Here is a 13,256-nt window from a genome sequence, read left to right as displayed (position 1 = left end):
CTTACCCGGGCTACGAACTGCGCGATGTTGCCAGAGCGCACCGAACCGTTCCCTCTCCCCTGTGGGGAGAGGGTTAGGGTGAGGGGCTACCCCCACCGAATTAACAGGAAAGACAAGACTATGCAGACCATTATCGACGCCTGGTTCGTCCAGGGCATGATCAAAGCCACCTCCGACGCCTGGCTGAAAGGCTGGGACGAGCGCAACGGCGGCAACCTGACGCTGCGTCTGGATGAGGCGGATATCGAACCTTACGCGGCGGATTTCCACGCTAAACCCCGCTATATCGCCCTCAGCCAGCCGATGCCAACCCTGGCCAACCAGCCGTTTATCGTCACCGGTTCCGGCAAATTCTTCCGTAATGTCCAGCTCGACCCGGCCGCTAACCTTGGCGTGGTGAAAGTCGACAGCGACGGCGCGGGATACCATATCCTGTGGGGTCTGACGGAGGATGCGGTGCCGACCTCCGAGCTGCCGGCACACTTCCTGTCGCACAGCGAGCGCATCAAACTGACCGACGGCAAGGACCGGGTGATCATGCACTGTCATGCCACCAATCTGATCGCCCTGACCTACGTCCTGGAGAACCACAGCGATCTGTTCACCCGCAAGCTGTGGGAAGGTAGCACCGAATGTCTGGTGGTCTTCCCGGATGGCGTCGGCATTCTGCCGTGGATGGTGCCAGGCACAGATGAAATCGGCCAGGCGACTGCGGAAACCATGCAAAAACACTCGCTGGTGCTGTGGCCGTTCCACGGCGTCTTCGGCAGCGGCCCAACCCTGGATGAGACCTTCGGCCTGATCGACACTGCCGAGAAGTCCGCCGAAGTGCTGGTGAAAGTCCTGTCCATGGGCGGGATGAAGCAGACCATCACTCGCGAAGAGCTTATCGCTCTTGGCAAACGCTTCAACGTCCAGCCGCTGCAGTCCGCGTTAGATCTTTATCCATAACAACATCGCGCCCCGCTCACCGAGACGGGGCGAAGCCTCACCTGCAAACCCTACAAAACTGACTCATGTGGAGTAAAAGCAATGAAAACAAAGACAAGCTTGATCCTCACCGTTGCCGCCCTGGCGTTGTCCGGTTCCGCCTTAGCAGAAGTTAAAATCGCCCTCGTGGCGAAATCGCTGGGAAATGGCTTCTTCGAAGCCGCCAACGTTGGCGCCCAACAGGCCGCCAAAGAGTTAGGTGATGTCAAAGTGATCTACACCGGCCCGACCACCACCACCGCCGAAGCGCAGATCGATGTGCTGAACGGGTTGATCGCCCAGGGGGTGGATGCGATCGCCATTTCCGCCAACGATCCGGACGCGGTGGTGCCGGTGCTGAAAAAAGCGATGCAGCGCGGCATCAAAGTGGTTTCCTGGGACTCCGGCGTGGCGCCGGCAGGCCGCCAGATCCATCTTAATCCTTCCAATAACGCCTTAATTGGCGAGACCAACGTCAAGCTCGCCGCCGATGCGCTGAAGGCGCTGAACGTGGAGAAGGGGGATGTGGCGGTGTTAAGCGCCACCCCGACCTCCACTAACCAGAATATCTGGATTGAGGAGATGAAAAAGGTGCTGCCGCAGTATCCGTCCGTCAATCTGGTGACCGTAGCCTACGGTGACGATCTGTCGGATAAAAGCTACCGCGAAGCGGTGGGCCTGCTGAAATCATATCCGGATCTGAAAGTCATAGTTTCGCCGTCATCGGTGGGAATTGTTGCCGCCGCGCAGGCGGTGAAGGACCAGGGAAAAATTGGCAAAGTCTATGTCACCGGGCTGGGGCTGCCGTCGGAAATGGCCGGCGCGATCAAGTCTGGCGCCAGCAAAAGCTTCGCCATCTGGAACCCGATTGACCTCGGTTACGCCGCCACCTATCTGGCCGACGATTTAGTCAAAGGCACGGCGACCAAAACCGAAGCCAGTATGGGCAAGCTGGGCAAAGTGAAGCTGGACGCCGAAGGGAATGGCGCGATGGCCGAGCCGTTTGTCTACGATGCGAGCAACATCGATAAGTTCTCGAAAATTTTCTAACCCTTGTTCCCTCACCCCGGCCCTCTCCCAGAGGGAGAGGGGGAACGGCTGGCCCTCTGCGCGATGCGGCCTGCGGGCGCCGTACCATTCCCTTTCCCCTTTGGGGAGAGGGTTAGGGTGAGGGGCGATTTTACGGAGAACTATCATGTCAGCATCAACACCACTGCTGTCGCTGAAGGGGATCACCAAGATTTTTCCCGGTGTGCGCGCCCTTGAGAACGTGCAGCTCGATCTCTGGCCCGGCAAAGTGACCGCCCTCATCGGCGAAAACGGCGCGGGGAAATCCACGCTGGTCAAAGTGATGACCGGTATTTATCAGCCCGAAGAGGGGGAGATCCTCTATAAAGCGATTCCCATTCATCTGCCGACGCCGGAGTCGGCGCACAAGATGGGGATCACCGCCATCCACCAGGAAACCATACTGTTTGACGAACTTTCGGTCAGCGAAAACATTTTCGTCGGCCAGTATCTGTATAAGGGACTGCTCAAAACGCTCGACTGGCCGGCGATGCACCGCCGGGCTGGTGAGATCCTCGCCCGGCTGGAAGTCCAGATCGACCCGCGGGCAACGTTAAAAACGCTCAGCATCGCCCAGCGGCACATGGTGGCGATTGCCCGGGCGCTGGCTTTCGACGCCCAGGCGGTGATCCTCGATGAGCCGACCGCCGCGCTTTCCCAGCATGAAATCCTGGAGTTTTATCACATCGTTGAGCGTCTGAAGCAGGACGGCAAAGCGATCCTGTTTATCTCGCATAAGTTCGATGAAATTTTCGAGCTGGCCGACTATTACACCATCCTGCGCGATGGGGTGTACGTCAGCTCCGGGATGATGAGCGATATTACCGAAGAGCGGATGGTGTCGATGATGGTGGGCCGGGCGATCAGCCAAACCTACCCAAAAGTCGACTGTACCCCAGGGGAAACGGTGCTGGAGGTCAACGATCTTTGTCATCCTACCGAGTTTGCCGATATCAGCTTCAGCCTGCGCAAGGGGGAAATTCTCGGCTTTTACGGCCTGGTGGGCGCCGGACGCACCGAGCTGATGCAGGCGCTCTCCGGCGTAACGCATCCCTCCTCCGGCGAGATCCGACTGAACGGCAGCCCCATGCGCTTTCGCCAACCCGCCGACGCTATCCGCGCGGGCATCGTCTGCGTACCGGAAGAGCGACAGAAACAGGGGGCGATCATCGCCCTGCCTATCGCCCAGAACATCAGTCTGCCGCAGCTGAGCAAGCTCAATCCTAACGGCGTCCTGAACGACGCCCGGGAATGGCGGCTGGCGGACGAGTACGCCTCGCGCCTGCAGGTTAAAGCCTCCAGCTGGCGGCAGCCGGTGGAGACCCTCTCTGGCGGCAACCAGCAGAAAGTGGTGATCGGCAAATGGCTGGCGACCCAGCCCGAGGTGATCATCCTCGATGAGCCGACCAAAGGCATCGATATCGGCTCAAAAGCCGCTGTGCATCAGTTTATGTCCGAGCTGGTCAGCCAGGGGCTGGCGGTGATTATGGTCTCGTCAGAGCTGCCGGAAGTGATGGGCATGGCCGACCGGATTATCGTGATGCATGAAGGGCTGATGGTCGCCGAGTACCGGGCCGGGGAAGCGACGGCGGAAACCATCGTTAGCGCCGCCAGCGGCATCGGCCAGGAGGCAGCATGATGGGACACGCATGGCTGAAGCATCGCGAAGCGCTGCTGGCGCTGGTCATCATTTTGATGATCGGCGCCATTGGCAGCCGGGCGCCGTCGTTCGTTTCACCGGGTAATCTGGTGGAGATGTTTAACGATACCGCCATCCTTATCATTCTCGCCCTCGGACAGATGATGGTGCTGCTCACCAAAGGCATCGATTTGTCGATGGCCGCCAACCTGGCGCTGACCGGGATGATCGTCGCCCTGCTCAATGCCCATAATCCGGGTATTCCGGTGGTAGCGCTGCTGGCGCTGGCAACCCTGCTGGGCCTGCTGATGGGGATGATTAACGGCCTGCTGGTCTGGCGCCTCGGCATTCCCGCCATCGTGGTGACCCTGGGCACCATGAGCATTTATCGCGGCATTATCTTCCTGCTGACCGACGGCGGCTGGGTTAACTCACATCAGATGAGCGCTGATTTTCTCAGTCTGCCGCGCAGCACCCTCCTGGGATTGCCGCTGCTGAGCTGGTGCGCCATCGCCGCGCTGCTGCTGGTGGGTTACTTCCTGCGCTACAGCCGCACCGGCCGGGCCTTGTATACCGCGGGCGGCAACGCGACGGCGGCGTATTACACCGGCATTAACGCCGGGAAAATGCAGTTCGTCAGCTTCTGCCTCTCCGGCGCGCTGGCTGGCTTCTGCGGCTATCTGTGGATCTCGCGCTTCGCCGTCGCCTATGTCGATGTGGCGAACGGCTTTGAGCTGCAGGTGGTCGCCGCCTGCGTGATCGGCGGTATCAGCACCATGGGCGGAAGCGGACGGGTACTGGGCTGCCTGTGCGGCGCGCTGTTCCTCGGGGTCATCAATAATGCCCTGCCGGTGATCGGCATCTCGCCGTTCTGGCAAATGGCGATTTCCGGGGCGGTGATCGTCATGGCGGTGTTGCTTAACGAGCGCGGCAATCGCGGTCACGGGCGGTTAATCCTGCGTAACGCGGCGTTAGCCCGGCAGAAACAAGGGGTGAAATCATGAGCAAGATGATGGTATCTGAAGAGATGAAAAACGCCCCGGCCGCGCCGTCGCCGCTGCGCCGCCTGCTGTGCTGGGAAGGGTTTTTACTGGCGGTGACCCTCGCGGTATTTATCGGCAACGCCCTGGCTTCCCCTTACTTCCTCAATATCTGGAACCTCTCGGACGCGACCTTTACCTTTACCGAGAAGGCGATCGTCGTCCTGCCGATGGCGATGCTGATTATCGCCCGGGAAATCGATCTGTCGGTGGCCTCGACGATGGCGCTCAGCTCAACGGTGATGGGCTTCTGCGCGGCAGCGGGGATGGGCACCCCGCTGCTGGTGGTCATCGGCCTGGGCGTAGGTCTGCTGTGCGGCCTGTTCAACGGCTTGCTGGTGACTCGCTTTAACTTGTCGTCCATTGTGATCACCATCGGCACCATGAGCCTGTATCGCGGCATCACCTATATCCTGCTGGGCGATCAGGCGCTCAACCACTACCCGGAGAGCTTTGCCTGGTTCGGCCAGGGGTACGTGTGGGGGGCGCTCTCTTTTGAGTTTGCGCTGTTTATCCTCCTCGCGGCTGCCTTCACCTTCCTGCTGCATAAAACCAACTTTGGCCGCCGAACCTACGCCATCGGCAATAACCCGACCGGCGCCTGGTACTCCGGGATCAACGTGAAGCGACATAACCTCGCGCTGTTCGCGCTGGTCGGGCTGATGGCCGGGCTGGCGGCGGTCCTGTTGACCTCACGGCTCGGCAGTACCCGCCCCACTTTGGCGATGGGCTGGGAGCTGGCGGTTGTCACCATGGCGGTGCTCGGCGGCGTCAATATTCTTGGCGGTTCCGGCAGCATGCCCGGGGTGATCATCGCCGCCTTTCTGATGGGGCTGGTGACCTTCGGCCTGAGCCTGCTGAACATCCCCGGCATCGTGATGTCGGTGATTATCGGCGCGATGCTGATCGTGGTGATCTCCCTGCCGATTATGGCCCGGCGGATGCTGCAGCGAAGACGATGTTAATTTCCCCCTCGCCCTGGCCCTCTCCCCAAGGGAGAAGGGCGGGATGAGGGGAAACGGATTTCCCAAAATCAACATTAAGGAGAATTATCATGAGTTTTATGTTGGCATTACCTAAAATCAGCCTCCACGGCGCAGGCGCTATCGGTGATATGGTCAAGCTGGTAGCGGGCAAACAGTGGGGCAAGGCGCTGATCGTCACCGACGGTCAACTGGTGAAGCTGGGCCTGCTGGACAGTCTGTTTTCCGCGCTGGATGAACAGCAGATGGCTTATCAGCTGTTTGACGACGTGTTCCCCAACCCCACCGAAGCGCTGGTGCAGCAAGGCTATGCGGCGTACCAGGCGGCCCGCTGCGATTACCTGATCGCCTTCGGCGGCGGCAGCCCGATTGATACCGCCAAAGCGATAAAAATCCTCACCGCCAACCCAGGCCCCTCCACCGCCTACTCCGGCGTCGGCAAAGTGAAAAACGCTGGCGTGCCGCTGGTGGCCATCAACACCACCGCCGGCACGGCGGCGGAGATGACCAGCAACGCCGTGATTATCGATAGCGAGCGTCAGGTAAAAGAGGTGATTATCGACCCGAACCTGATCCCGGATATCGCCGTCGACGACGCCAGCGTGATGCTCGACATCCCACCAGCCGTTACCGCCGCCACCGGCATGGACGCCCTGACCCACGCCATCGAGGCCTTTGTCTCCGTTGGCGCCCATCCCCTGACCGACGCCAACGCCCTCGAGGCCATCCGCCTGATCAACCTGTGGCTGCCAAAAGCGGTAGAGGAGGGACACGATCTGCAGGCCCGCGAACAGATGGCCTTTGGCCAGTATCTGGCGGGCATGGCGTTCAACAGCGCCGGTCTCGGGCTGGTACACGCCCTGGCCCATCAGCCTGGCGCCACCCACAACCTGCCGCACGGGGTGTGCAACGCCATCCTGCTGCCGATCATCGAAAACTTTAACCGCCCGAACGCGGTGGCGCGCTTTGCCCGCGTGGCGCAGGCGATGGGCGTCGATACCCGCGGCATGAGCGATGAAGCCGCCAGCATGGAGGCCATCAACGCCATTCGCGCGCTGAGCAAACGCGTAGGGATCCCCCAGGGCTTCAGCCAGCTTGGCGTCAGCAAAGCCGATATCGAAGGCTGGCTGGACAAAGCGCTGGCCGACCCGTGCGCGCCGTGTAACCCGCGCCCCGCCAGCCGCGATGAGGTACGCGAGCTCTATCTGGAGGCATTATGATCCGCAAAGCCTTTGTGATGCAGGTGAACCCTGACGCGCACGAGGAGTATGCACGTCGCCACAACCCCATCTGGCCGGAGCTGGAGGCGGTGCTGAAAACGCACGGCGCGCACCACTACGCCATTTATCTCGATAAAGAGCGCAACCTGCTGTTCGCCACGGTGGAGATTGAGTCGGAAGCCCGCTGGGAGGCGGTCGCCAGCACGGAAGTGTGCCAGCGCTGGTGGAAATACATGCGCGAGGTGATGCCCAGCAACCCGGACAACAGCCCGCTGAGCGCGGAGCTCAAAGAAGTGTTTTATCTGGCGTGAAACCCGCGACGCCGGAGAGTACTTTCCCCGGCCTCCCCCCATGCGGGCTGGAGGCCGGTTCAACGGCGATAATGCAAAACAGGGGACACGATCCTTTACGCTCCCCTGTTTCTCTCGTCCATCATCCGGGGAAAAGTGCGTATTTGTCTTTATCCGCATCGGTAATTTCTCTTAATACCCGGCAAGGTACGCCAGCGGCAACCACATTCGCCGGTATAGAGCGATTTACCACACTGCCCGCGCCTATGACTGAATTCTGGCCAATCGTTACCCCGGGATTAATAATCACCCCCGTGCCTAACCAGACCCCATCTTCAATCACTACCGGTAATGAAAACTGTTGATGCGTATGGCGCAGCGCGGGGTGGATGGGATGCCCGGCGGTGGAGATAGTGACATTTGGCGCAAACATGACGTTATTGCCGATGATAATGTCCGCATCGTCGACCAGCGTGAGGTTAAAATTGGCATAAAAATTATCACCAATCGTCGTATGGATCCCATAGGCAATATTGATCGGCGGCTCTATCCAGCATTGTTCGCCGACTTTCGCGAACATGCGCTGAATAATATCGTTGCGCAATTCCTGATTAAACGGATGCGAATGATTATATTCATAGGCCCGCGCTTTACCCATCAGCCGCTGCTCCGGCAAGCCATATCCTGCATCCAGGTAAAGCTCACCGCTGTTCATACGTTTTTTCATATCCATCATGACATCTTCCTTCTCTGTCAGGCACCACCCTGTGCCACGGAATGTTGATAATTAAACGGTCATCGCATTATCGCGCAGCGGCTCACTTTTCGCCTTGCCCGCTAACGTAAACGCGGATATTAAGGTGACCGTCAGGGCTATTCCGCCGAGGATCATATAGGTCTCCTGGAAGCCGATCCGATCATACATATTGCCGGCGAAGGCGGAGAGGAAGATCGCCGCCACCTGTTTGGCGAACTGGAAGCCCACCAGATAAATGGTCGCCGACAGCCGGACATCAAACACGCCGGTGATGTATTTAAAGGCGCCCACCAGCAGGAACGGCACTTCCAGCGCATGGAGCATCTTCAGCGCCACCACTTCCGCGGCGGTGGTGGCGAAGGAAGAGCCAATCATTCTGGCCGCCATCACCATCCCGGCGATCAGCAGGGTATTCTTCGCTCCGATGCGGTTAATAATCCACGGCGAGCTGAACATAATGATGGCGTTACATATTTCTCCCGCGGTGGTGGCGAAACCAAAGGCACGGGTGCCTGCTTCCGGGGTCGCAAAGAACGATTTGAAGAAGGTGGCGAACTGCTGATCGAAAACGTCATACACGCAGGCTACGCCGATAACATACAGAATAAACATCCACATCTTCCGCTGACGGAACATGCGCACCGCCGTTTTTAAATCGATCGCCGGGCGATTGGCGCCGAGCGAGTCCATTACCTGCGCGGACTGACTGGCCTGCGGTTTGGCGATAGCCACCAGCACCACCAGCAGCAGCGCGGCGGCCGACCCCATCCAGAACACCCATTCGGGATTAATGCTGAACAGCATGCCGGCGGTGGTGGCGCACAGCGCCCATCCCAGACAACCAAAGGTGCGCGCCTTGCCGTATTCAAACCCGCTGTTGCGGCTTACCCGTTCGATATAGGCCTCCATCGCGCCGGCGCCTGCGGAGAATACAAAGCCGATATAGGCGCCGCCGCTCAGCGCCCCGAGCCAGATGTTGGTTTTCAGCAGCGGCGCGAAAACATAGAGGAAGAAGGGAGCAATCAGCACCAGCAGAACGGTCACGATCCACATCAGATGTTTTTTCAGCCCCAGCTTGTCTGAGATCACCCCGAGAACCGGCTGGAAACAGATGGCGAACAGCGACAGGCTGGAGAAAACGAGGCCGGTTTCAGTTTTATTCAGGCCGATAACATCCGACAGCCAGATCGGCAGAAACGGAAAGCAGGTGGCCATGATGAAGAAGTAGAGAAAGAAGAACAGCCCGAAAATCCAGAAGTTGGGGTTGTTTTTGTGGGTACAGACGGTCGGGTTCATTATATTTTCCTCAAGAAGGGCCGCGACGCGGCCCGATACCATCACACGCGTTGCAGGCCAATCAGAATGGCGCTTTCCGGGTCGAGGATGGGCAGCGCCAGCCCCGCCTGCTGTAGCCACTCACCGCTCACCGTCTGCGGCGTCGTCATCCATGCCGGCAGCTTCCGCATGGTGTGGCCGCCCTCGCCGGTGATCTGAATGTTCGGATGATCGAGGAGCGTCACCTGATAGCGGGCGCTCGCCTCCAGCCCCGCCAGGCGCAGCGGCGCCATCAGGGTGTAGTCCGGCATCGCCAGCTGGCTGACGAGGAAAATCGCCTGCGCTTTATCCGGGCTGACGACGCCATGAGCAAGGGTGGTGGCGTCCGGCATATCCATCCGCCACTGCACGCCGTGATGGATCACGTCGCGCCACTGCTTATGCAGAGCCGCGTATTTCCTATACCCGGCGCGCTCTTCTTCATCGGCGCTCACTGGATCCAGCTCAAGCCCCATATGACCGAACAGCGCCGTCAGGCCGCGGAAGGCGATACTGTGCTGGCGGAAGGTGGCATGACAGTGGCGATTACCGATATGCGCGCCCATCACCTCCGGCGGGAAGAAGTAGCTCATGCCGCGCTGGATGGTGTTGCGCTCAAGGGCGTCATTGTTGTCAGAAGCCCAGAAGCGATGGCTGCGCTTGAGGACTTCATAATCGATACGACCGCCGCCGGAGGAGCAGGATTCAAATTCAATATGCGGGAAGCGGGCCACCAGCGTATCCAGCAGGCGGTAGAACTGGCGAGTCTGCGCATCGGCGGCGGCTTTGCCGTTATGGCCCGGCTGCACCAGCTCACGGTTCATATCCCATTTCACGTAGTCCACCGCGTGTTCGCCCAGCAGCCAGCTCATCCGCTCCAGCAGATAATCAAAGGCTTCCGGAATATTCAGGTTCAGGACAAACTGATGACGCCCGGGAAGCGGCGTATAGCCCGGAAGCGCCAGCACCCAATCAGGGTGTGCCCGATACAGATCGGAATCCGGGTTAATCATCTCAGGCTCCACCCAGATACCGAACTCCATCCCCAGCGATTTCACGTGGTTGATAACCGGCGTCAGGCCGTGGGGGTATTTTTTCTCATCGAGATACCAGTCGCCGAGCGCCGCCCAGTCGTCGTTGCGTCCTTTAAACCAGCCGTCGTCAATGATAAAACGCTCCACGCCCAGGGCCGCCGCTTCATCCGCCATGCGCATGATGTAGTCCGGATCGTGGTCGAAATAGATCCCCTCCCAGGTGTTGAGATGCACCGGGCGCGGCTTGTTGCCCGGGAAGCGAATAATCCGTTCGCGCAGATAACGATGGAACTGCTGGCTCATGCCGTTCAGCCCGTTCGCCGAGTAGCTGGCATACAGGTAAGGCGTCCACAAGGTTTCCCCTTCTGCCAGCGCCATTTCGCCCGGCAGATAGAGCGCCTCGGCCTGCAGATAGCGGCGGCCATCGGTTTTCACCTCCGCCCGCAGGCGATGATTACCGCTCCAGGCCAGATGCACGCCCCAGACTTCACCCTGCATCTCGCTAAAGGCGTGGCTGCCGGTGATCAGGGCCGGGAAATGTTCGTGAGAGGTGCGCCCGCGGCGATTCTCCAGCACAAAGCTGTCGTGCTCCAGGGTCAGGCGGTGAGGCTGAAACTCGCGGATCCAGCGGCCATGGAAAGCCATTACCTCACGAGCGCGTTCGGCGACCGGCAGCGTGACCGCCAGGCGATCCACCTGCCATGGGCTGACGCGCAGATTGGTCACGCCATGGCGCACGCTCAACACACCGCTGGCATCCAATGCGATCTCGCTGTACAAACGCAGGCCGGCATGCGGGTCTTCGCTGACCAGGGTTAGCGTCTGGCCCTCGTGCCGCACTTTGCTGGTGGCGAAAATCGGCGAGGCATCCAGCCCCTGGCGATGGCCTTCAATGCCCGGCGCGCCAAACAGACCATGGCCCAGTTCCGCCATTAAAGTGACCGGGGAATCGACATCGAGGCGGCCATTGGCGACCGGTCGCGTCAGGCTGTCGGCATCCTGCGGCGAAAAGTGGCTTAAATGCGGCCCCCAGTAGATAATTTCGGCGAAAGGGCGGGCTTTGATCACCACGTCAACCGTTGCGCTTTGCAGGCGTATAATCGAATCTGACATTAGACATCTCCATATCAAGGAATGTCTTACTGTTGATCCGAAACGTTTCGGACGCCAACCAAAACGTTTCGGATCCGTGATCGAGTTCAGGAAATTAATCTGTGGAGAGAATTATCAGGCGGTTTCGCCGGGAATGAATTCGGGCTGCCAGAGCACCTGAAGCGAGGTCAGATCTTCGCCGGCAATTAAGCGGCGGACCATCGTGGCTATCTGGCGGCCCACCCCCTGTCGGGTGGATTGAACCACCGCGCCCACCGGGGTGTCGATGATGCTATCCTGCGGCAAACCGTCGTAGACCACCAGTGAGACGCGATCGGCGCCGGTAAGACGTCCGAGCTGAGCCAGGGCCATCGCCGCGCCGTCGCCATGGGTATTGCAGTCGGTGACAATCGCCGTTGGCGGTTCAGGCAAGCGCAGCAGCTCCATCGTTGTCTGAAACCCGCCGCGGCGGGTGGGCGGCACGCTGCGCAGCCAGGTTTCCGCCAGGCCCGCTTCGCGCAGCGCTTCCAGGTAACCGTTGCGGCGTTGGGTAATAAACGCCTGATTATTATTTTCGCTCAGCAGCGCGATGCGCCGGTGCCCCTGGCTAATCAGATGACGGGTGGCGCGATACGTGCCCGCCTGGTTATCGAAATCAAACCAGGCGTAGGGCTGCGGCAGGCGGCTACGGCCCAGCGCGAGAAAAGGAAAGCCGGAAGAGAGCAGCTGAATCAGGCGCGGGTCGTCATCCAGGGTATGCGCGACGATCAACGCATCGACGCGACGGCTCTGCACCATGCGCATATAGCCGTGTTTATCGGCCTGTTCATCATCGGCGATCAGCAGTAAATCAATCTCATAGCGCGCCAGCTCGTGGCTGATTTCTCCCACCATTTCGAGAAAGACGTTGTTATTCAGCGGCGCGGGGCGCACGGGGAAAACGAGGCCAACGGCGTCGATTTTGCCCATTTTCAGGCGACGCGCGAACGTGTTTGGCCGATATCCGCGACGCTGCGCTTCAGCCTCCACGCGAGCACGGGTCTCCTGCGACACATCATCATAGCCGTTTAACGCGCGGCTGACGGTCGTTACCGAGATCCCAAGTTCTTTAGCAATGGCTTTCAGCGACATAGGTATGCCTGTCTTCGCGGAAGAATGCGGCTAGTGTCCCGCAATACGGCTATGGCGTCCAGCGAGAGCGCGACGCCCGCCGGTGCGATGTCAGTTTTGCTCAGCGATCAGCAGGGCCTGCGTATCCGGCTCCAGGGCCTGAAACACATGCTCCTGATCCGCCGGATAGCAGATATAGTCGCCCTCGCCGAGCTCTTCCGGCGCCGACGTCAGCCCTACCCGCGCCCGCCCCTGGGTCACGATAATATGTTCCACCGAGCCTGGCGGATGCGGATGCGAAATGCGGTCGGCGCCGGGCTGGGTGAGCAGCAAATAGATGTCCCGACGCGCGCCGGGTGGACAGGCGGCCAGCAAAATAGCCTGATAGTTCGCCTGCTCCGCCACCACTTTTGTCCCCTCGCCGCGACGGATCACCTGCGTTTTGTTCACCTGCGGCTCAAGCAGCCTGGCAAATGGAATATCCAGCGCTACGCAGAGCGACCACAGCGTTTCCAGACTCGGATTACCGTTGCCGGACTCCAGTTGCGATAGCGTGGATTTTGCGATACCCGCCCGACGCGCGACTTCCGCCAGCGAAAGCCCGGTCCGCGCCCGCTCCCGCACCAGACTTTTGGCGATAACGCTGATTGGCTGTGTCATACCCGCCCCTTGTTTTTTATATCGAACGATTTGTTCGCCTTGAAAAACGATCATTATGTGTTCATTATAATGGAAATTCG

General features: G+C 59.7%; 12 protein-coding genes. 7 read left to right on the top strand and 5 right to left on the bottom strand.

Annotation, left to right across the window (positions count from 1 at the left end; genetic code table 11):
- Nucleotides 1-120: 120 nt before the first annotated feature.
- The 7 genes from rhaD to rhaM all read left to right on the top strand — a co-directional run bounded on the left by rhaD (nt 121) and on the right by rhaM (nt 7,230).
- The gene (gene rhaD / locus ABLV64_RS14750) at nt 121-951 is read left to right on the top strand and encodes a rhamnulose-1-phosphate aldolase (protein WP_004203662.1); all 831 of its coding nucleotides are present in this window, start codon (nt 121-123) and stop codon (nt 949-951) included.
- Nucleotides 952-1,032: 81 nt separating this feature from the next.
- Nucleotides 1,033-2,019 (top strand): rhamnose ABC transporter substrate-binding protein, encoded by a 987-nt coding sequence (rhaS, locus tag ABLV64_RS14745; protein WP_004203661.1) that lies wholly within the window; start codon nt 1,033-1,035, stop codon nt 2,017-2,019.
- Between the two features lie 145 nt (nt 2,020-2,164).
- Nucleotides 2,165-3,676 carry a sugar ABC transporter ATP-binding protein gene (locus ABLV64_RS14740; RefSeq protein WP_004203660.1) on the top strand — a complete coding sequence of 504 codons (1,512 nt, stop codon included), beginning with the start codon at nt 2,165-2,167 and terminating at the stop codon, nt 3,674-3,676.
- Nucleotides 3,673-4,680, top strand: coding sequence for an ABC transporter permease (locus ABLV64_RS14735; RefSeq protein ID WP_023319423.1), 1,008 nt, complete (start codon nt 3,673-3,675; stop codon nt 4,678-4,680). Before ABLV64_RS14740 ends, ABLV64_RS14735 begins: the two co-directional genes overlap by 4 nt.
- On the top strand, nt 4,677-5,681 hold the full coding sequence (locus tag ABLV64_RS14730; protein ID WP_065904277.1) for an ABC transporter permease: 1,005 nt from the start codon (nt 4,677-4,679) through the stop codon (nt 5,679-5,681). Before ABLV64_RS14735 ends, ABLV64_RS14730 begins: the two co-directional genes overlap by 4 nt.
- Nucleotides 5,682-5,770: 89 nt before the next feature.
- The gene (gene fucO, locus ABLV64_RS14725) at nt 5,771-6,919 is read left to right on the top strand and encodes a lactaldehyde reductase (RefSeq protein ID WP_065904279.1); all 1,149 of its coding nucleotides are present in this window, start codon (nt 5,771-5,773) and stop codon (nt 6,917-6,919) included.
- Entirely contained in the window at nt 6,916-7,230 is a 315-nt protein-coding gene (rhaM, locus tag ABLV64_RS14720) for an L-rhamnose mutarotase (RefSeq protein WP_017899830.1), read from the top strand. Before fucO ends, rhaM begins: the two co-directional genes overlap by 4 nt.
- Before the next feature lie 121 nt (nt 7,231-7,351).
- Here the strand turns inward: rhaM and ABLV64_RS14715 are convergent, their stop codons facing one another.
- From ABLV64_RS14715 to ABLV64_RS14695, 5 genes are all read right to left on the bottom strand, one after another.
- Nucleotides 7,352-7,945: a maltose acetyltransferase domain-containing protein gene (locus ABLV64_RS14715; protein WP_017899831.1), complete on the bottom strand. Its 594-nt coding sequence runs from the start codon at nt 7,943-7,945 to the stop codon at nt 7,352-7,354.
- A 51-nt stretch (nt 7,946-7,996) separates the two neighbouring features.
- Nucleotides 7,997-9,262 (bottom strand): MFS transporter, encoded by a 1,266-nt coding sequence (locus ABLV64_RS14710; protein WP_004203654.1) that lies wholly within the window; start codon nt 9,260-9,262, stop codon nt 7,997-7,999.
- Between the two features lie 41 nt (nt 9,263-9,303).
- A complete protein-coding gene (locus ABLV64_RS14705) occupies nt 9,304-11,427 on the bottom strand; it encodes an alpha-galactosidase (RefSeq protein WP_004203653.1) in 2,124 nt (707 codons plus the stop codon).
- Nucleotides 11,428-11,541: 114 nt separating this feature from the next.
- Nucleotides 11,542-12,537, bottom strand: a complete 996-nt coding sequence (locus tag ABLV64_RS14700; protein WP_032455457.1) for a substrate-binding domain-containing protein — start codon at nt 12,535-12,537, stop codon at nt 11,542-11,544.
- Nucleotides 12,538-12,627: 90 nt separating this feature from the next.
- Nucleotides 12,628-13,176 carry a helix-turn-helix domain-containing protein gene (locus tag ABLV64_RS14695; RefSeq protein ID WP_002882865.1) on the bottom strand — a complete coding sequence of 183 codons (549 nt, stop codon included), beginning with the start codon at nt 13,174-13,176 and terminating at the stop codon, nt 12,628-12,630.
- Between the last annotated feature and the right edge of the window lie 80 nt (nt 13,177-13,256).

This window comes from Klebsiella sp. JB_Kp031, assembly GCF_040064295.1.
GTDB lineage: Bacteria > Pseudomonadota > Gammaproteobacteria > Enterobacterales > Enterobacteriaceae > Klebsiella > Klebsiella quasipneumoniae.
The sequence above is the reverse complement of the archived record's forward strand: the minus strand, read 5'-3'. Positions and strand labels throughout refer to the sequence as shown.